This is a genomic window from Flavobacteriales bacterium (genome assembly GCA_016700415.1).
GTDB lineage: Bacteria > Bacteroidota > Bacteroidia > Flavobacteriales_F > PHOS-HE28 > PHOS-HE28.
This window is the reverse complement of sequence record CP065018.1, coordinates 2472100-2491993: the sequence shown is the minus strand read 5'-3', so window position 1 is coordinate 2491993 and position 19894 is coordinate 2472100. Positions and strand designations below refer to the sequence as shown.

The following is a 19894-nucleotide window of genomic DNA, read 5'->3' as shown; positions in this document are numbered from 1 at the left end:
CGGCGCGATGAGCATGACGCGAACCTTTCACGAGGCCAAAGCCGCATTGGCATCCGGAACCACGACCGTGGTGGAGATGACCCGCGCGGCGCTTCGTGAGGCCCGGACGCTGGCTGATCTGAACATTTTCTTGGAGCTGTTCGAGGAAACCGCTCTGGCGAAGGCCGCAGAGGTGGATGCGAAGATCGCAGCGGGGACGGCCGGTCCATTGGCCGGGGCCATTATCAGCATCAAGGACAACCTCTGTTATACGGGCCATCACGTGTCCGCATCATCCCACATGCTGGAGGGCTATGTCAGCCCATACAGCGGCACTGTGGTGGAACGCATTCTGGCCGCTGACGCGGTGATCCTCGGGCGCACCAATTGCGACGAGTTCGCCATGGGCAGCAGCAACGAGAACAGCGCGTTCGGCGCGGTGGGCAACCCCGCAAACCCGGCCATGGTGCCCGGAGGAAGCAGCGGCGGCGCGGCGGCCTCGGTGGCTGCCGGGATCTGCCACATCGCGCTGGGCAGCGATACGGGCGGCTCCATCCGCCAGCCGGCCTCTTTTTGCGGCGTGACCGGGTTCAAGCCCACATACGGGCGCGTGAGCCGTTACGGGTTGATCGCCTTCGCCAGCTCATTCGACCAGATCGGGCCCTTTGCCCATGACACACGGGACATTGACAGTGTGTACCGTGTGATCGCCGGGCCGGACGAGCGGGACAATACCAGCAGCCACAAACCCTTGCCTTCCATTTCGGCGGAAACGGGAAAATTGAAGATCGGCTACTACGAACATTGCTTGGAGCATCCAGGAATGGACCCGGAGATCAAGGCCCATGTGAGCGGCCAGATCGAACGGCTCCGCGCCGACGGGCACACCGTGGAGCCGGTGGAACTGCCCATGGCGGACCTGTTCGTGCCCACGTACTACATCCTTTCCACCGCCGAGGCCAGCAGTAACCTGGCCCGCTTCGACGGCATACGTTACGGGCATCGTTCCCAGAGCGCCAAAGGGATCGACGAGACCTATCGGAAAAGCCGCACGGAGGGCTTCGGCCCCGAGGTGAAACGCCGGATCCTGTTGGGCACCTTCGTGTTAAGCGCCGGTTTCTATGATGCGTATTACGCCCAAGGCATGCGGGTGCGGCGGATCATCCGGGACAATACCCTGGACACCCTTTCCCGCTTCGACCTCGTGCTAACGCCCACTTGCCCCACCACCGCCTTCCCGCACGGCCACATCAGCGACCCCGTGACCATGTACCTGCAGGACATCTTCACCGTGCAGGCCAACCTTGCGGGCACACCGGCCATCTCGCTCCCCACGGGTACGCATTCCAACGGACTGCCCTTCGGTATCCAGCTCATGGCCAGACCATTTGATGATGAGCGGCTGCTGGCTATCTCGCAGCGCTTGTTCGGGGGGTGAAAAGGTTGCTTTCACCGCACCATCTCATACCGGTACCTCGGATCCAATTTAGTCGCATCCAAGGTATCCAACATCCCTTGCGTAAGCCGGATGGGATACAACGAAGCATTGACAGGCTCCAGCATGATCTTCCGCCACTGCTCATCGGAGATGCCGGTGTGCTTTTGTGCCATGATCACCTGCATGGTGAGCGCGTTAGGAGCTTCGGATCGGACTGGGTCTTTTTTGGACAGGATTTCAGGATTGACAGGATCGGGCGTCCCTGCCGGGACGGCGCTTTGCGCCCATGCCATCGCAGGTGCCAAGGCCAGTAGGGCTATGATGTTCCGCAACCTCATCGTTCCAAAATTACATGCGTGGCAACACTCCCATTTGCCCACGTAAGCTTGCATTGGTACATGCCCGCAGCCTGCCCGGCCAGCTCCACTTGGTGCAGGGTGCTCCACTGCGGTATGCGCTCGCGCAACACCACCCGCCCGGCCACATCGCGTATTTCCAACTGGCCTACCGTGGGCTGCGCCGGGTAGCTGAGTGTGAAGGCACTATTGGAGGGATTCGGATAAGCACGCACCGTAAGTGTTGGCGCTTGCTCCTGCACCCCCAAAGCCAACGTATCGCAAGGGCTGCCCGCCAAAGGCCCCAAAAAATAATTGGGGTGGTTGGGTAGGGAGTTCGAGTAATAGCGGGGAAGCTCAATGCCGTGCTGTACCATGTTGCAGGCCAAGCCCGGGGCATCCGGGTTGTTGATCACGTGCATGCGCAATGTACCGTTGCCCGTGCCGATATAGATCTTCCCGTCCGGTGCCAATTGCGCAATGTCGAACAGAGTGGCGAAGGGCGGGCTGGGTGAGTAAGTGCTGTCCCAATGGGCGATATGGACCATGCTCCCAGCGATATCGGAAGCCTCCGTGTCGTACTGGTACACGTCCGTCACTGCCGAGACATACAAGAAGCGACTATTCGGGGAAAAAGCCACGCCGACCTTGAAATTCAGGTTTGGGACCTGGACAGGTGCCGGCTCGGAGAACAGCCCCGTGCAACGGTCGAACCCGAAGATCTCTGTTCCGTCGACCACCGAACTCCGGGGCATGGCGAACTTGCTGCCGTCGGGAGAAAAACAAACCTGGCTGATAGGGTTTGAATTCGTAGTCCCAATGGACTGTATTCCATCCACCTGCACGCCCTGCGGTGTTACCAGCAGCCGGTAGAAGGTGCTCGTATCCTTTTTATGGCAGAACACCCACCAGTCCTGTCCGTTGGCGTGCCGCACGGCCGTGATCTTGCCCACATTCAAGGTGTCAGCGATCAATACTTGGTTCTTGCTCACCACCCTGCCCAAGCCACCTTCCAAGTCCATGTCGATGGTGGTGAGATACAAGGAATGGGCCGTGAAAGCCACTTGGTCGTCAATGGTCCCATGGAAAAGGTAAAAAATCCCTGGCGTGACCGGTGCGGGAAGGATCAAGCATCCTTGTGAAATGTGCAAGCCACTTGGATGTGATGTGTATTGCGAGGTATACGAACTGGGGTTCAGCCCTGCGCCGTTCTGCATCAAATTCCCATTGGCATCGGCCACGTACACACTATTGGTGCTGAAGAGCAAGTTGCCACCTTCGTCACTGATATTGGCGACCGTGCGTCCATAGTCCATCCACCGGTCCTCCGTTGTGATCAAAACATCGGAGGGGGTGAAATTCAGATCCAAACCACCCCAAGGTTCCGGTGATCCACCCGAACCATTGTATCCCATTGACCATCTATTGTTCACACCCTGGGCAAGTGCATGGTGCGTGATTCCCGCACCATGCACTATGCAACAGATCAAAAGGAACCGGAGTGTTCCATTCTGTGCCATCTTTCAGTGGGTCAAATCTTAGCGGACAATGGACAACCTGCCGTTACCCACTAAGCCCAGATCGGTGACAACCCGATAGTGGTACACGCCGGTGGCCAGCCCGCTTGTGGCAAAGGACATGTGGTAATCCTCTGCGGGAACGTTCAGCCGCATTACTTCTTTGCCTACCGAGTTGAACAAGATGAAGACACCGGGTTCTTCTAGTGGCTTGCCCAATACCAGTGTTGCCCCGTCCCTTGCCGGGTTGGGCACTACGCCAATGGTGTTCGTTTCACGTGCCACCAAGCTCTTCACAATGATGCCGTGCTGCAGACAGAGCTGCGGATCGTCGAATTGCTGTTCATCATCGATCAGGCGGTAGAGGGAACGTGCCCTGTACACGGAATTGCCGCCGACCATGGGGCATTGGTTCGCGATGAAGAACAGGGTGTTGGTCTGGTCCACAGTGAAGGTGTCCACCTCCTTGCCCACGGTGGACAAGTAGATCTCATTCACCTGCTTCTCGTTGCTTTCGATCAACTTGGTGGTGCCGACGTTGGTATTGGCTGCCTTTATGCTTTCGGCAGTAAGCACCTTGGTGGTTGCGGCCAGCTGGAGCGCGGAGTTGTTCCACGCGGTGAGGGTGCTGATGGTGCTGCGGTATCCGCTCAACCCGGAAAGGATCGCACTGCGTTGCGCGTCTGTCAGCGTGCTGTCATCCATTTCCACCATCCCTGATTTCACTGAGTCCATCAAGGTTTCGATCTGAGCACGGTTGGCCTGCAATTGTGCCACCACGCTGCTGTCCATGTTGCTCAGCGTCTTTTGGCTGTCGTCGATGGATTTGAAGGCGGCGGTGGTGCTGCCTTGGAGGTCGTTGTAGAAGTCGGCCAATTCCTGATCACTGTTGCGCAGGTCGGAGTCCTCGTCCAGCTTCTTGTACAGGCCGCCTTTCAGCATGTACTTGCTTTCTTCGGTATAGGGGTCGTTCTGCAAGCTGTCCTTGGCGATCAAATGGTCCAGCTCCGTGATGCCATATCCGTTCAGCATCGCGTGGAACTGCTTCTCCCTCCCGCCGGGTCTCCGCTTCGAGACCCTGCGGTCTGTGCTTGTTTCAATGTTCCCCATCTTCCCGTGTTTTCGTTTCACCGCACCATTTCATACCGGTACCTCGGATCCAATTGGGTCGCATCCAAGGTATCCAACATGGCTTGCGTGAGCCGGATGGGATACAAGGTAGCGTTGACAGGACCCAGCATGATCTTTCGCCATTGCTCATCGGAAATACCCGTATGCCTTTGCGCCATGACCACTTGCATGGTGAGCGCGTTGGGTGGATGGGATCTGGCAGGGTCCTTTTGGGACAGGATTGCAGGATTGACAGGATTGTTTCGCCCTGCGGCGATGCGGGCGCGCTGCACATCTTGCCCGCAAACCCACACCGGCACCAAAACGGCAAGAAGAAGGAAGTTCCGTATGCTCATCGTTCCAGCATGATATCGGTGGCAACACTCCCTTTTGCCCATGTGAGCTTGCACTGGTACATGCCCGCAGCTTGCCCGGCAAGCTCCACTTGGTGCAGGGTGCTCCACTGCGGTATGCGTTCATCCAGCACCACGCGCCCGGCCACATCGCGCACCTCCAATTCGCCCACCGTGGGCTGTGCCGGGTAGCTCAACGTAAAGTGGCCGCCTGCTGATGGATTAGGGTAGGCGCTTACTGTAAGGGATGGTGGCCGCTCCTGCACACCCAAGGCCAAGGTATCGCAAGGGCTGCCCGCCAAAGGCCCCAAGAAATAATTGGGGTGGTTGGGCAAGGAGTTGAAATAGTAGCGTGGAAGCTCGACGCCGTGCTGCACCATGTTGCAGGCCAGGCCCGGCTCGTCCGGGTTGTTGATCACATGCATTCGCAGGGTGCCGTTGCCCGTGCCGATATAGATCTTCCCGTCCGGTGCCAATTGGGCGATATCGAACACGGTTGCGAAGGGCGGGCTGGGGGAATAGGTGCTGTCCCAGTGTGCGATGTGGACCATGGAGGCGGCGATATCGGAAGCCTCCGTATCGAATTGGTTTACATCCAGAACGGAGGTGACATATACATATCTACTGTTGGGGGAAAACGCCACGCCGGCCATGTTGTTGGCATCAGGGATCGGGACCGTTACGGGGTTCGAGAACAAGCCTGTACAACGGTCGAAATCATAGATGTCCATATCACCACTCTGCAAATCCCCGTAATAGGCGAATTTGGTGCCGTCCGGGGAAAAGCAGACCTGACCATGATCTGGTGCCCGCACGGAGCCGATGTTTTGCACCCCGTCCACGGAAACTCCCGACGGGCTTACCAGTATACGGTAGAACGCATTGGTGTATGCTTTGTGGCAGAATACCCACCAGTCCCGTCCATTCGCGTGCCGCACGGCAGTGACCTTACCCGCGTTCAAGGTATCGGCAACCAAAATCTGATTCTTGCTCACCACTCCGCCCAAACCATTGGCCAACGCCATGTCGACGGTGGTGAGGTACAAGGCTATCGCCCTTGCGTAGGGCAGTATGTCGATCGTACTGTGTACCAAGTAATAGATCCCCGGCGTATCCGGCTTGGGAAGGATCAAGCAGCCTTGTGAAATGTACAACCCGCTCGGGGGGGACGAGTGTTGCGAGGTATACGAACTGGGGTTAAGGCCGCTTCCGTTCTGCATCAGATCCCCATTGGCATCGGCCACAAACACGCCGTTGGTGCTGAAGAGCAAGTTGCCACCTTCGTCACTGATATTGGCGACCGTGCGTCCATAGTCCATCCACCGGTCCTCCGTTGTGATCAAAACATCGGAGGGGGTGAAATTCAGATCCAAACCACCCCAAGGTTCCGGTGATCCACCCGAACCATTGTATCCCATTGACCATCTATTGTTCACACCTTGGCAAGTGCATGGTGCGTGATTCCCGCACCATGCACTATGCAACAGATCAAAAGGAACCGGAGTGTTCCATTCTGTGCCATCTTTCAGTGGGTCAAATCTTAGCGGACAATGGACAACCTGCCGTTACCCACTAAGCCCAGATCGGTGACAACCCGATAGTGGTACACGCCGGTGGCCAGCCCGCTTGTGGCAAAGGACATGCGGTATTCCTCTGCGGGAACTTTCAGCCGCATTACTTCTTTGCCTACCGGGTTGAACAGGATGAAGACACCGGGTTCTTCTAGTGGCTTGCCCAATACCAGTGTTGCCCCGTCCCTTGCCGGGTTGGGCACTACGCCAATGGTGTTCGTTTCACGTGCCACCAAGCTCTTTACGATGATGCCGTGTTGCAGGCAAAGTTGCGGGTCGTCGAACTGTTGCTCATCATCGATCAGGCGGTACAATGAGCGTGCCCTATAGACCGAATTCCCACCGACCATGGGGCATTGGTTGGCGATGTAGAACAAGGTGTTGGACTGGTCCACGGTAAAGGTGTCCACATCTTTGCCCACGGTGGAGAGGTAGATCTCGTTCACCTGTTTCTCGTTGCTTTCGATCAACTTGGTCGTACCCACGTTGGTGTTGGCCGCCTTCTCCCTCCCGCCGGGTCTCCGCTTCGGGACCCTGCGGTCTGTGCTTGTTTCAATGTTCCCCATCTTCCCGTGCTTTCGTTTTCACCGCACCAGCTCATACCGGTACCGCATGTCCAATTTAGTCGCATCCAAGGTATCCAACATCGCCTGCGTAAGCCGGATGGGATACAACGAAGCATTCACCGGGTCCAGCATCATCCTCCGCCACTGCGCATCGGAAATACCGGTGTGCTTTTGCGCCATGATGACCTGCATGGTGAGCGCGTTCGGGGGATGGGATCTGACAGGGTCTTTTTTGGACAGGATCACAGGATTGACAGGATCGGGTGCCCCTGCCGGGGCGGGGCTTTGCGCCCATGCCATGGCAGGCACCAAGGCCAGTAGGGCTATGATGTTCCGCTTGCTCATCGTTCCAAAATTATATGCGTGGCAACGCTCTGCTGCCCCCACGTAAGCTTGCACTGGTACATGCCTGCAGCCTGCCCTGTTAGCTCCACTTGGTGCAGGGTACTCCACTGCGGTATACGCTCGCGCAGCACTACCCGCCCGGTTACATCACGTACCTCCAACGCGCCTACGGTGGGCTGGGCCGCGTAGCTTAGCGTAAAGGCTCCTTTTGAAGGATTTGGATAAGCCCTTAACGTGGCTGTTGAAACCACTTCATGCACACCCACATTTATGCCCAAACTATCGCAAACACTCCCATCCACAGGCCCCAAAAAGTAGTTGGGGTGATTGGGCAGGGAGTTCTCATAGTATCGGGGAAGCTCGATGCCGTGCTGCACCATGTTGCAGGCCAGGCCCGGCTCATCCGGGTTGTTGATCACATGCATGCGTAGCGTGCTGTTTCCGGTGCCGATGTAGATCTTCCCGTCCGGAGCTAATTGGGCGATATCGAACACCGTTGCGAAGGGCGGGCTGGGCGAATAGGTGCTGTCCCAATGGGCGATGTGGACCATGGAGCTGGCGATATCGGAAGCCTCAGTATCATATTGATACACGTCCAGTACCGAGGAAACATAGAGGAAGCGGCTGTTGGGGGAAAAGGCCAAGCCGCCTAAGCTGTTGGAATCATCGATGGTTATGTTCACCGGATCGGAGAACAAGCCGGTGCAGCGATCGAAATCGAAGATGTCCAGATCGGCCGTCCCGAAGCCGGAGTAATAGGCATACCGGCTACCGTCCGGGGAAAAGCATGCCTGACCGTGATCCGGTGTGCGGACTTCGCTGATGGCCTGCGTACCGTCCACGCTCACACCATTCGAGGTTACCAATAGGCGATAGTGGATATTCGTGTTCGCCTTAAAGCAGAATACCCACCAATCCCGTCCGTTCGCATGTCGCACGGCAGTGATCCGGCCCTCGTTCAAGGTGTCCGCGATCAGGACCTCGTTCTTGCTTAGTACCCCCCCCAGGCCACTGTCCAAGCTCATATCGATGCATGTCAGGTACAGGTGGTGCGAAAGGGAGCTTGCCAGATCGTCAATGGTCCCATGAAAGAGGTAATAGATACCGGACGTATCGGGCTTGGGAAGGATCATGCAGCCTTGTGAGATGCGCAACCCTTCCGGCCACCACGAGGTGTATATACTTGGGTTCAATCCATTCCCATTAAACATGGTGTCCCCGACGGCATTGGCAATGTAGGCCCCGTTGGTGCTGAAGAGGAGGTTGCCGTCAGTGTCCGTGATGTTGGCGGAAGTGCGAACGAAATCGATTCCGCGTTCCGCTGCGGAGACCACCAAATTTCCGGTGCCAAACTCCATATCCCCTCCACCCCAAGGCTCGCCCCATTGCTCCCCATAACCTCCCATCCAAAGATTACTAAGCCCCTGCTGGGAATGTGCAACAGCGGTTATGGTCGCCATGGCAAGCATTAACGCCGCACGTACAGCCTTCATGGCGTACGTGCGGCGCATCATGATGCAAGACCGTATCATCTAATGATCGAAAGCTTGCCTTCACCCATATTGCCCGATGGGCCGCGCACCTGATAGTGATAGAGTCCAGCCGCTAATGATGTCGTACTGAATTCGAAGCGCACCATGTCCATAGGGATGCTGTGCCTTATCACCTCAACACCGATCGCGTTGAATATGATGAATACCGCCGGCGCATCCAGTGGTTTTTCGAGCACCAGTGCAGCTTGATCTCGAGTAGGGTTGGGCACTACGCCAATGATGTTCATTTCACGTGCCACCAAGCTCTTCACGATGATGCCGTGCTGCAGGCAGAGCATGGGGTCGTCGAACTGTTGCTCATCATCGATCAGGCGGTACAATGAGCGTGCCAGGTACACGGAGTTCCCGCCTACCATCGGGCATTGATTGGCGATGTAGAACAGCGTATTGGTCTGGTCCACGGTAAAGGTGTCCACGTCCTTGCCCACGGTGGAGAGGTAGATCTCGTTCACCTGCTTTTCGTTGGTCTCGATCAGCTTCGTAGTTCCGACGTTGGTATTGGCTGCCTTTATGCCATCGGCCGTAAGCACCTTGGACGTAGCGGACAACTGCAGAGCTGTGTGGTTCCATGCGGTGAGGGTACCGATGGTGCTGCGGTAGCCGCTCAGCCCCGCGAGGATCGCGCTACGTTGCGTGTCCGTAAGCGTGCTGTCATCCATTTGCACCATGCCTGCTTTCACGGAGTCCATCAAGATCTCGATCTGGGCGCGGTTGGCCGAACGCGCAGGGTCACGCAAAGCGGGTTCAGCGATACTTGGCGGACCCTGCGACGGGAGGCTCGTCCACGCTTGTATGCTTGGCCTTTGAATATCTGTTTCAATACCCCTCATCTTCCCGTGTTTTCGTTTCACCGCACCAACTCATACCGGTACCTCGCATCCAATTGAGTCGCATCCAAGGTATCCAACATTACTTGCGTGAGCCGGATGGGATACCAGGTAGCGTTGATCGGCTCTAACACGATCTTCCGCCATTGCGCATCGGAAATGCCGGTGTGCTTTTGCGCCATGACGACCTGCATGGTGAGCGCGTTAGGTACGCCCGTACCCGCAGGGTCACGCAAACTGGGATCTGCGATACTTGGCGGACCCTGCGATGGGACGGTTGGGTGAGTTCTGACAGGTTCCTTTTTGGACAGGATTTCAGCCCCGATACGTATCGGGGTGACAGGATTGTTTCGCCTTGCGGCGATGCTGTCGCGCGTGACCGCAGGGTCTTTTTTGGACAGGATTACAGGATTGATAGGATCAGGCGTCCCTGCCGGGACGGCGCTTTGCGCCCACGCCATCGCAGGCAGCAAGGTCAGCAGGGCTAAGAAATACCGTAACCTCATCGTTCCAAAATTACATGTGTGGCCACACTCCCTTTTGCCCACGTAAGCTTGCACTGGTACATGCCCGCAGCCTGACCGGCCAGCTCCACTTGGTGTACCGTGCTCCACTGCGGGAGCCGCACCCGCAACACTACCCGCCCGTCCACATCGCGCACCTCCAGCTCGCCCACCGTGGGCTGTGCCATGTAGCTCAGTGTGAAGGCACCAAGCGAAGGATTGGGGTATGGCCTCACCCCCGGCCCCTCTCCCGGGGAGAGGGGGGCCACCCCCAAGGCCAGCGTATCGCATGGACTTCCCGCCAAAGGCCCCAAAAAGTAGTTGGGGTGGTTGGGCAGGGAGTTCGAGTAGTACCGTGGAAGCTCGATGCCGTGCTGCACCATGTTACAGGCCAAACCCGGGGCATCGGGGTTGTTGATCACGTGCATGCGTTGGGTGCCGTTCCCCGTTCCGATATAGATCTTCCCGTCCGGGGCCAATTGGGCGATATCGAACACCGTGGCAAAAGGAGGACTGGGCGAATAGGTGCTGTCCCAATGGGCGATATGGACCATGGATCCTGCGATGTCCGAGGCTTCCGTATCGTACTGGTACACGTCCAGTACCGAGGAAACATAGAGGAAGCGGCCGTTGGGGGAAAAAGCCAAGCCGCCTAAGCTGTTGGAATCATCGATGGTTATGTTCACCGGATCGGAGAACAAGCCGGTGCAGCGGTCAAAATCGAAGATGTCCAGATCGGCCGTCCCGAAGCCGGAGTAATAGGCATACCGGCTGCCATCCGGTGAGAAGCACGCTTGCCCGTGATCTGGTGTGCGAACCACGCCGATGGCTTGGTTGCCGTTCACGCTCACACCGCTCGGAGTTACCAGCAGACGGTGGTGGATGTTCGTGTTGGCCTTAAAGCAGAACACCCACCAATCCCGTCCGTTGGCATGCCGTACCGCCGTGATCCTGCCCTCGTTCAAGGTGTCCGCGATCAAGACCTCATTCTTGCTCACTGCGCCCCCCAGGCCACTGTCCAAGCTCATGTCGATGGTGGTCAGGTACAGGTGGTGCGAAAGGGAGCTTGACAGATCGTCTATGGTCCCATGAAAGAGGTAGTAGAAACCGGGCGTTTCCGGCTTGGGAAGGATCAAGCAGCCTTGGGAAATGTACAATCCTTCTGGGTGGTCCGAAGTATACCAGCTCGGATTGAGCCCCCCTCCGTTCAACATGCTGTCCCCGGTGGCATTGGCAATGTAAGCCCCGTTGGTGCTGAAGAGCAGATTGCCTTCCGCATCACTGATGTTGGCGGAGGTGCGGTGAAAATCGATTTCGCGATTTACAGTATATATCACCAAGTCCCCAGTCATGAAATCGAGGTCAACCCCACCCCAGGGTGGCGGAGATTGGTCTTCGAAGCCGCCCATCCAAAGATCATTGATTCCTTGTTGGGCAAGTGCATGGTGCGGGTTTCCCGCACCATGCATCATGCACAACATCAAAAGGAACCTGAGTGTTCCATTCTGCGTCATTGTTCAGCGGTTCGAGCCTTATCGAACAATAGACAATCTGCCGTTCCCTACCAAACCCAATGTTGAAAGCACTCGGTAGTGGTACACACCTGTTGCCAACCTGGATGTGCCAAAGGACATGCGCGGCTCTTTCGCAGGAACGTCCAGCCTCATAACTTCGACACCGACCGAGTTGAACAAAATGAAGACGCCTCCCTCTTCTAACGGTTCACCTAACACCAGCGTGGCCCCGTCCCTTGCCGGGTTGGGCACTACGCCAATGGTGTTCGTTTCACGTGCCACCAAGCTCTTCACAATGATGCCGTGCTGCAGACAGAGTTGCGGGTCGTCGAACTGTTGTTCATCGTCGATCAAGCGGTAGAGCGAGCGTGCCCGGTAAACGGAGTTACCACCGACCATGGGACATTGGTTGGCGATGTAGAACAGGGTGTTGGTCTGGTCCACCGTAAAGGTGTCCACGTCCTTGCCCACGGTGGAGAGGTAGATCTCGTTCACCTGCTTCTCGTTGCTTTCGATCAGCTTTGTAGTTCCGACGTTGGTATTGGCTGCCTTAATGCCATCGGCGGTAAGCACCTTGGTAGTAGCGGCCACTTGCAACGCGGAGTTGTTCCATGCGGTGAGGGTACCGATGGTGCTGCGGTAGCCGCTCAGTCCGGCGAGGATCGCACTGCGTTGCGCGTCCGTTAGTGTGCTGTCATCCATTTGCACCATACCGGCTTTTACTGAGTCCATCAAGATCTCGATCTGGGCACGGTTGGCCGAACGCGCAGGGTCACGCAAAGCGGGTTCAGCGATACTTGGCGGACCCTGCGACGGGAGGCTCGTCCACGCTTGTATGCTTGGCCTTTGAATATCTGTTTCAATACCCCTCATCTTCCCGTGTTTTCGTTTCACCGCACCAACTCATACCGGTACCTCGCATCCAATTTAGTCGCATCCAAGGTATCCAACATCGCTTGCGTAAGCCGGATGGGATACAAGGTAGCGTTGACAGGCTCCAGCATCATCTTCAGCCATTGCTCATCGGAAATACCGGTGTGCTTTTGCGCCATGATCACCTGCATGGTGAGAGCGTTGGGGGCACTCAATAACACGTCCGCGCTCGGCTCCACAATGAGATCCGCTGGATGCGCCGAGTGCGTAGGGCCTCCATCCGCCTCAGGCGGGCGCTGCAACTCCTTGTCCGGCTTTTGGGCAAAGGCCATCGCAGGCATCAATGCCAGTAGAACTATGAAGTTCCGTAAGCTCATCGTTCCAGAATTACATGCGTAGCAACACTCCATTTTGCCCACGTAAGCTTGCACTGGTACATCCCCGTAGCCTGCCCTGTTAGCTCCACTTGGTGTACCGTGCTCCACTGCGGTATGCGTTCCTCCATCACCACCCGCCCTGCCACATCGCGTATTTCCAACTGGCCCACCGTGGGCTGTGCCGGATAGCTCAGTGTGAACGCTCCATGACTTGGATTGGGGTATACCCGCACCCCCCTCTCCCTCGGAGAGGGGCCGGGGGTGAGGGTATTGATCCCCAAACTATCGCAAACACTCCCATCCACCGGCCCCAAAAAGTAATTGGGGTGGTTGGGCAGGGAGTTCGTATAGTAGGTAGGCATTACCACCCCATGCTGCACCATGTTACAGGCCAAACCCGGTTCATCCGGGTCGTTGATCACATGCATGCGCAGTGTGCTGTTCCCGGTACCAATATAGATTTTGCCGTCCGGTGCCAATTGGGCAATATCGAACACCGTTGCGAAGGGCGGGCCGGGCGAATAGGTGCTGTCCCAATGGGCAATATGGACCATGCTTGCGGCGATGTCCGAGGCTTCCGTATCGTACTGGTAAACGTCCAGCACGGAGGTAACATAGAGGAAGCGGCTGTTGGGGGAAAAAGCTGCCCCACCGAAGCTGTTAGAATCATCGATGGGTATGTTCACCGGGTTGGAGAACAAACCGGTACACCGGTCGAAATCAAAGATATCCAGATCAGCTGTTCCGAAACCGGAGTAATAGGCATACCGGCTGCCATCCGGAGAGAAGCACGCCTGACCATGATCGGGTGTGCGAACCACGCCGATGGCTTGGTTGCCGTTCACGCTCACACCGCTCGGAGTTACCAGCAGACGGTGGTGGATGTTCGTGTTGGCCTTAAAGCAGAACACCCACCAGTCCCGTCCGTTGGCATGCCGTACCGCCGTGATCCTGCCCTCGTTCAAGGTGTCCGCGATCAAGACCTCATTCTTGCTCACTGCGCCCCCCAGGCCACTGTCCAAGCTCATGTCGATGGTGGTCATATACAGGTGGTGCGAAAGGGAGCTTGACAGATCGTCTATGGTCCCATGTAAGAGGTAATAGATGCCCGGTGCGTTCGGCTTGGGAAGGATCAGGCAGCCTTGTGCGATGTGTAAACCTTCCGGCCACCACGAGGTGTATTGGCTGGGGTTCAGCCCGCCTCCGTTCAGCATGGTATCGCCGATGGCATTGGCGATGTAGGCCCCATTGGTGCTGCTGAGCAAATTACCGTCGGCATCTGTGATGTTCGCGGATGTTCGTCGGAAATCGATATCGCGCTGGACGTATGACAACACGACGCTGCCGGAGGAAAAGTCCAAGTCGGTGCCCCCAAAGGGAAGAGGTTCCTCACTGTTCGTGCCACCCATCCACAGGTTATTGAGACCTTGTTGGGCACAGGCATAGTGCGGAAACCCCGCACCATGCACCATGCACCAAACCAGCAGAAGCCTGATAGCTGCTTTCTGTGCCATCGTACTGCAGCTCGATACTTATCGAACAATGGAAAGTCTGCCATTTCCAACCAACCCGGTTAAGTTCACCACCCGGTAGTGATACACACCAGTTGCCAGTCCGCTTGTAGCAAATGACATGCGGTACTCTTCCGCAGGCACATCCAAACGCATCACTACTTCGCCCACAGCGTTGAACAAAATAAAGGTGCCTGCCTCGTCCAAGGGCTTGCCAAGTACAAGCGTTGCTCCGTCCCTTGCGGGGTTGGGTACAACGCCCATCGTGTTCACCTCCCGCGCCACCAAGCTCTTTACAATAATGCCATGTTGCAGGCAGAGCATCGGGTCGTCAAACTGTTGTTCGTCGTCGATCAGGCGGTACAAGGAACGCGCCCTGTAAACCGAGTTCCCTCCGACCATCGGGCATTGATTGGCGATGTAGAACAAGGTGTTGGACTGGTCCACCGTGAACGTGTCCACGTCCTTGCCTATGGTGGAGAGGTAGATGGTGTTCACCTCCTTTTCATTGCTCTCGATCAATTTGGTAGTACCAATGTTGGTATTGGCCGCCTTTATGCTTTCGGCGGTAAGCACCTTGGTAGTAGCGGCCAGTTGCAACGCGGAGTTGTTCCACGCGGTTAGGGTGCCGATGGTACTGCGGTAGCCGCTCAACCCGGAGAGTATTGTGCTGCGCTGTGCGTCCGTCAGCGTGCTATCGTCCATTTGCACCATACCTGCTTTTACCGAGTCCATCAAGATCTCGATCTGGGCGCGGTTGGCCTGCAATTGCACCACCACGCTGCTGTCCATGTTGTTCAGCGTCTTCTGGCTGTCGTCGATGGACTTGAAGGCGGCGGTGGTGCTGCCTTGCAAGTCGTTGTAGAAGTCGACCAGTTCCTGTTCACTGTTGCGCAACGCGGCGTTATCATCCAGCTTCTTGTACAGGCCGCCTTTCAGCATGTACTTGCTTTCTTCGGTGTAGGGGTCGTTCTCCAAGCTGTCCTTGGCGATCAAATGGTCCAGCTCCGTGATGCCATAGCCGTTCAGCAGCGCGTGGAACTGCTCGCAATACGGCCCATTGTTGGCGGTGGCACAATCGTAGTTGGTGCCTGGATCTGTGTTAAACCAATAATTGGGAGACCACGATGGCGGCTCGGTGTTACCGCCACTGATATTGGCCGGATTGTAGAGGAAGGGATTGTTGGATGCGTTAAGGTCGTTCTCATTCCACGCCCCCAATCCCCCTTGTGCGGGTTCCTCATACCACAGATTTCCCTTATGGTCCTGCGTTCCGATGATGGCCGAACTCGAAAGGTGCAAACCCCACTTATGCCGGTTGAACTGGTTGCCACTCAAGTCGATGTCAGCAGCAAGGCCATTAAAGAGGGCACCGTTGGAGGTCTTATCCATCACATTGCAACTGAAGCGCTGGCCTTCGCCCATGTTGCTGTAGATGCCTGCTTGGCCGTCCGCAGGGTAGGTGGTGGCCGCGCCGTTGATGTTGTTGCAACTGAACTCGCAGTAGCGCGCACCGCTGATGGCAATGCCCCAGCGGTTGTGGATGTTGCTCACCATGTTCAACGTATTCTCCGCCACCAACCATTTGTCCGTGGCCAGCAAGCCGATGCCCACGAACGAGGTGTATTTCGGCACGTAGTGGATGGTGTTGTTGAGGATCTTGGAGTCGGGATTCTCCCCCGGATACTCGTTCACGATAATGCCGAAAGTGGGCAGTGGTATCCAAGGGTTCACTAGATCCCCGAAGGTGATGTCGTTGTTCTGTACCCTCACATGTGTCGCACCTTGGTTCATGCGGAGATCGATCCCCGTGGACAGTGTATGCATCTGGTTGCTCAAGATGTCCACATAGCGGTTCCCGCTGCGCTCCACACGGTAGGCCGTGCCTACGTTCTGCATGTTGTTCTGCTCACTCCATACGGTCATGTACCGGGTAAAGATCCCCCATTGGCAGTTCTCGAAGCTCGGCGCGTTGCCTTCGCCGTAACCCTGTTGCACCAGCTTGTGGTAGCTGTGGTCGCCTTGGGCGAAGATGCCAGAACCGTTGCCGATATAGGGATACGCCGCATCGGGCTGCACGTTCTTGAACCCGAAATCGGTAACGACCACATCACTTCGGTGGCCGATGATGCCGTTGCTCATGCGATCCACAATATTGCCACCGCCGGTGAGGTCCGCATAGGTGTTGTACACCTCCACGGCGGCATAACCAATGCGGCCCACTGCCGTGGTTTGTCCGGGATAGGGTTGTGCCAGCGCGCCCGTGCTCTGGAACAGGTTCCCGTTCAGGTATACACTCACGTCGTTCCATTGCCCCCCGTTCATGTCGGGCACGGACAGGCCGAGGCGGTCGTCCCGGAACACATCCTGTATCAGCACGATGTTGGCACCGTTCAGGGCCGTCACCACGTTCTCCGCATCGCTCAAGGTGCTTTCCCTGATATACACCACGCTACCCTCGTTGGCCGTGATGCTCTTCCACATCGTATTGCTGCAACTTTCCATGGTGCTGTAGCCCATGTCAAAATGAACATCCGGTTCCACGATGATCTCCGCACCCGGTTCCATATAGATCTGGGCATAGGCGAACTGGAAGTCGTCATCCACGATGAACTGGCCCCGGATATCGACCGAGCCGGAGATGGAAGCGGGTAGCGAGCTGCTGTGTGTGCCGTCATGGATCACCAGGTCGGCGGGGCAGCAGGCCGCTAATTCCTGCACCGTATATGAATAATCGAGGCTGCAGGTTTGGCCGAAGTTGACCGTCACTGAGTAGATCCCTGGCTCCAGCCCGCTCAGGTCTTCCGTGGTGGCCCCGCTGGACCAAACGAAGGTGTATGGGGCGTAAGCCGGATCCAAAGTCAGGTCGATGGCTCCCGTGATCCCTTCCTGACATATGGCGGGGGTCACTACGGAGGAGACCATGCCTGAAGGAGGCCAACTGGTGTTGAAGGGTCCCCATTCTGAAGCCCATACCGTGCATTCCGTTCCCTCATCGAACACTTCGACGTCCCAAGGTGGCCAGTGTCCCGGATGCATTTCATATACCGGTCCCTGGTAGACCACCTCAGGTGGATGAGTGTCATTCGATGTGATCGCCCACCATGTAAAAGTGAACGGCCCCACACCACCATCAGTTACTGAAGCCGTGTATGTGGGATAACCACCGGTCATGCAGCTTGGAGCATATGTTACCGCCACCACCATTGGCTCAGCGATGGTGAAGATCTCGGTCTCTGCGCATTGCGCACCACCTTGTTCGGTAACGATGACAGAATAAACCCCCGGTGCCAGTCCGCTTATATCAGCGGTGGTGGCTCCGTTGGACCATTGGTAGGTATAGCTTTCGGAGCCTCCATAGACATTGAGGGCGATACTGCCATCGTTGACGCCTTCTTCGCATACGTAGGTAATAGATGGGTCAAATTGAAATTCGCAATGGGACTTCAACTTGGCCAAGTAGGCGTCATCAAAATTATGGCCTGTGTTGCCGCAGACGACAAGGCCTCGATCAGCGGCCTCCACCACGCGGAAATTGCATTGCCGTCTCCGGACATTGCCCGGAAAACAGTCATCAGCGGCGTTGTATGGGTCATTCCACTGGTAATGCCATATCTCGCTCATGTCTGAGCCGTTCAGTTTAGTGGCATAGCTTTGACTGCCCCAGTAGTAGTAGCACCCAGGTATCTGATTCGGATTTGTTTGGCTCCAATTCACTAAGGGGTAACCTGTGAGGCAGGATTGCACATTTGCATTCAGATCATCGTAGCCGTAATGGTCCCCAGCGACGCTGAAGCCATCAGGCCACTTTGTGCAAACCGCGACGAGGTTTTGGTCAGAAGTCACCGTTACCCCCAATCTGAAATCAAAGGCATGTAACTCGCCAAGGTCCGTATGGGCCTCCACCACGTGAGGCGATGAACTCGATAGCTTATAGATCGGGGAGTTCAGGGCATAGTGGCCGCCAGCATACCACGAACCCGTTATGTTTGCCACAACCGGAAAAATTATCTTCTCGACCCCACTTTCGACCTTAAACGTTACATCCGTTGAGATCTGGTGCGCAAGGGGATCCGCGACCAATGGAAACTGGGCTTCATCCACATGGGTGTCTACGATCCAATCGAACGGCACATATGCACTAGCGGTTGCCGGTTCTTTGAAATACATCAGCCAAGCGCTTGTGGGTGCAGGATATTGCCAGCTGACCCCACTAAGCACAAAGTGTTCTTCCTGTGTTGCCGCGTTATAAACACGGTCTATGGCATTGGTGTATACCGGATTGGTGCCGATCACGGGCCAATACACATCAACCTGCTCGATCAAATGGTCCCATGCTTTATACCCGTCAAGGTCTATTTGGACGAAATAAGGGCGATTTGACCCATTAGGATTGCCTGCAACCAAGGGGTATGCATTTCCAACCACACGGTATCCCTTGATGCCGTTCTTATTGGTCTCGACAAGGTCGTAGCCCCCTGTCCGCCTGGTGATCGCCACATTCGCATCAGCACTCGGATTGAAGAGGTGGTTCCAGATCACGTTGCCGCTCAGATCCATCTTCATGACGATCATTTGGCCCTGTGGTCCGACACATCCGCTAGTCGGAAGCAGAGTTTGTGTAGATGAATTGGCAGGGTTCAACCAAAGTTGCTTCGGGTCGGCGATATCATCGAAAAATTGATAGTTGGAATTCGATGCACCTCCACAGATCACGATATTACCCTCCGTGTCTTGAATCACACCCTCGAACACTCCGCCGTAAAACGATTTGTACCAGAGCCGCGTTCCATCGAGATTGTAAAACGCTACAGCCTCGCGGAGATCTCCTCGTCGGATCACCTCTGTTTCCAGCTTTTGAAGATCATCTTGGGCGGGGGTGGCCGGATTGATCGCTGATTGGTAACAGCCATCATTGTATGCCCAGTTCTGTGCTCCGCTATAGCCAACGGCTACATATCCCCCTGGCGTCCCATCGAGGTTATTGACAGCCTTGACATCCATCCACCAGTCTCCTCCGCTGGAGTTGGCGGTAATCGGGGTCGCAGACGGATGTTCTTCTGGAACCAAAACACCATTCATGTCAACATAGTGGGTTCCTTTTGGCAGTTGGCCATAGAAATCATGATGCTGCCATTCCAGCACGGGCGGCCCCTGTGCCTCAACGGTGACCGTAGCCATGATCGTGGCTACGAGAAGGAAGCAAGCCCTCCTCCGCCAATGCTTCGGTGAGGTGAGGTGAGGTGAGGTGAGGTGAGGTTGCCATGGTGGGCTGGGTTGGTTTTCTGGCACCTATACTAAGAATAAATTTTACCATGACTTAACATTATTTTCGGCTCGATTTCTGCTACCACTAATACACGATCAGGGGCAGCGATGTTGGGTCCTGTCGAGTTTATAGGCGTTTTCTGGCTTGCCACATGCTTGCGCCGAGGTGGGCGGCTTGTTGAAGAGTAGTGGAATAAAGTTGAGTTGGTCGTTTTCGCGGTTGCCATCGGGTAGGACGCTTTGCAAAAAGCCCG

The 19894-nt window shown here is 56.2% G+C and carries 15 protein-coding genes; 1 reads left to right on the top strand and 14 read right to left on the bottom strand.

The genetic code is table 11. The features are described 5' to 3' along the window. Positions 1 to 13: 13 nt before the first annotated feature. On the top strand, positions 14 to 1417 hold the full coding sequence (gene gatA / locus IPP95_10450; protein ID QQS71605.1) for an Asp-tRNA(Asn)/Glu-tRNA(Gln) amidotransferase subunit GatA: 1404 nt from the start codon (positions 14 to 16) through the stop codon (positions 1415 to 1417). 11 nt (positions 1418 to 1428) lie between these two features. Here gatA and IPP95_10445 read toward each other — a convergent pair whose 3' ends face one another. The 14 genes from IPP95_10445 to IPP95_10380 all read right to left on the bottom strand — a co-directional run bounded on the left by IPP95_10445 (position 1429) and on the right by IPP95_10380 (position 17996). Further along, the gene (locus IPP95_10445) at positions 1429 to 1755 is read right to left on the bottom strand and encodes a hypothetical protein (GenBank protein ID QQS71604.1); all 327 of its coding nucleotides are present in this window, start codon (positions 1753 to 1755) and stop codon (positions 1429 to 1431) included. Then, the gene (locus IPP95_10440) at positions 1752 to 3122 is read right to left on the bottom strand and encodes a T9SS type A sorting domain-containing protein (protein ID QQS71603.1); all 1371 of its coding nucleotides are present in this window, start codon (positions 3120 to 3122) and stop codon (positions 1752 to 1754) included. The genes IPP95_10445 and IPP95_10440 overlap by 4 nt, the downstream gene beginning before the upstream one ends. A gap of 168 nt (positions 3123 to 3290) precedes the next feature. Next, on the bottom strand, positions 3291 to 4379 hold the full coding sequence (locus tag IPP95_10435) for a hypothetical protein (GenBank protein ID QQS71602.1): 1089 nt from the start codon (positions 4377 to 4379) through the stop codon (positions 3291 to 3293). 352 nt (positions 4380 to 4731) lie between these two features. Then, positions 4732 to 6105, bottom strand: a complete 1374-nt coding sequence (locus IPP95_10430; protein QQS71601.1) for a T9SS type A sorting domain-containing protein — start codon at positions 6103 to 6105, stop codon at positions 4732 to 4734. Positions 6106 to 6272: 167 nt separating this feature from the next. After that, positions 6273 to 6869, bottom strand: a complete 597-nt coding sequence (locus tag IPP95_10425; GenBank protein QQS71600.1) for a hypothetical protein — start codon at positions 6867 to 6869, stop codon at positions 6273 to 6275. Between the two features lie 18 nt (positions 6870 to 6887). Beyond that, the gene (locus tag IPP95_10420) at positions 6888 to 7214 is read right to left on the bottom strand and encodes a hypothetical protein (GenBank protein QQS71599.1); all 327 of its coding nucleotides are present in this window, start codon (positions 7212 to 7214) and stop codon (positions 6888 to 6890) included. Then, positions 7211 to 8728 (bottom strand): T9SS type A sorting domain-containing protein, encoded by a 1518-nt coding sequence (locus IPP95_10415; GenBank protein ID QQS71598.1) that lies wholly within the window; start codon positions 8726 to 8728, stop codon positions 7211 to 7213. Before IPP95_10415 ends, IPP95_10420 begins: the two co-directional genes overlap by 4 nt. Before the next feature lie 14 nt (positions 8729 to 8742). Then, positions 8743 to 9456: a hypothetical protein gene (locus IPP95_10410; protein QQS71597.1), complete on the bottom strand. Its 714-nt coding sequence runs from the start codon at positions 9454 to 9456 to the stop codon at positions 8743 to 8745. 158 nt (positions 9457 to 9614) lie between these two features. After that, the gene (locus tag IPP95_10405) at positions 9615 to 10100 is read right to left on the bottom strand and encodes a hypothetical protein (protein QQS71596.1); all 486 of its coding nucleotides are present in this window, start codon (positions 10098 to 10100) and stop codon (positions 9615 to 9617) included. Then, entirely contained in the window at positions 10097 to 11434 is a 1338-nt protein-coding gene (locus tag IPP95_10400; GenBank protein QQS71595.1) for a T9SS type A sorting domain-containing protein, read from the bottom strand. Before IPP95_10400 ends, IPP95_10405 begins: the two co-directional genes overlap by 4 nt. Positions 11435 to 11629: 195 nt before the next feature. After that, complete coding sequence (locus IPP95_10395) at positions 11630 to 12343, bottom strand: hypothetical protein (protein ID QQS71594.1); 714 nt, start codon at positions 12341 to 12343, stop codon at positions 11630 to 11632. Positions 12344 to 12501: 158 nt separating this feature from the next. Continuing rightward, complete coding sequence (locus IPP95_10390) at positions 12502 to 12861, bottom strand: hypothetical protein (protein QQS71593.1); 360 nt, start codon at positions 12859 to 12861, stop codon at positions 12502 to 12504. Then, complete coding sequence (locus IPP95_10385; GenBank protein ID QQS71592.1) at positions 12858 to 14375, bottom strand: T9SS type A sorting domain-containing protein; 1518 nt, start codon at positions 14373 to 14375, stop codon at positions 12858 to 12860. The genes IPP95_10390 and IPP95_10385 overlap by 4 nt, the downstream gene beginning before the upstream one ends. A gap of 18 nt (positions 14376 to 14393) precedes the next feature. Then, entirely contained in the window at positions 14394 to 17996 is a 3603-nt protein-coding gene (locus tag IPP95_10380; protein ID QQS71591.1) for a SprB repeat-containing protein, read from the bottom strand. Positions 17997 to 19894: the final 1898 nt, after the last annotated feature.

What these genes read in the sequence shown, in the direction of transcription:
- gatA (QQS71605.1), top strand. Translation starts at nt 14, where the DNA reads ATGACGCGAACCTTTCACGAGGCCAAAGCCGCATTGGCATCCGGAACC.
- IPP95_10445 (QQS71604.1), bottom strand. Translation starts at nt 1,755, where the DNA reads ATGAGGTTGCGGAACATCATAGCCCTACTGGCCTTGGCACCTGCGATG.
- IPP95_10435 (QQS71602.1), bottom strand. Translation starts at nt 4,379, where the DNA reads ATGGGGAACATTGAAACAAGCACAGACCGCAGGGTCTCGAAGCGGAGA.
- IPP95_10425 (QQS71600.1), bottom strand. Translation starts at nt 6,869, where the DNA reads ATGGGGAACATTGAAACAAGCACAGACCGCAGGGTCCCGAAGCGGAGA.
- IPP95_10420 (QQS71599.1), bottom strand. Translation starts at nt 7,214, where the DNA reads ATGAGCAAGCGGAACATCATAGCCCTACTGGCCTTGGTGCCTGCCATG.
- IPP95_10415 (QQS71598.1), bottom strand. Translation starts at nt 8,728, where the DNA reads ATGATGCGCCGCACGTACGCCATGAAGGCTGTACGTGCGGCGTTAATG.
- IPP95_10410 (QQS71597.1), bottom strand. Translation starts at nt 9,456, where the DNA reads ATGGACTCCGTGAAAGCAGGCATGGTGCAAATGGATGACAGCACGCTT.
- IPP95_10405 (QQS71596.1), bottom strand. Translation starts at nt 10,100, where the DNA reads ATGAGGTTACGGTATTTCTTAGCCCTGCTGACCTTGCTGCCTGCGATG.
- IPP95_10395 (QQS71594.1), bottom strand. Translation starts at nt 12,343, where the DNA reads ATGGACTCAGTAAAAGCCGGTATGGTGCAAATGGATGACAGCACACTA.
- IPP95_10390 (QQS71593.1), bottom strand. Translation starts at nt 12,861, where the DNA reads ATGAGCTTACGGAACTTCATAGTTCTACTGGCATTGATGCCTGCGATG.
- IPP95_10385 (QQS71592.1), bottom strand. Translation starts at nt 14,375, where the DNA reads ATGGCACAGAAAGCAGCTATCAGGCTTCTGCTGGTTTGGTGCATGGTG.
- IPP95_10380 (QQS71591.1), bottom strand. Translation starts at nt 17,996, where the DNA reads ATGAGCGAGATATGGCATTACCAGTGGAATGACCCATACAACGCCGCT.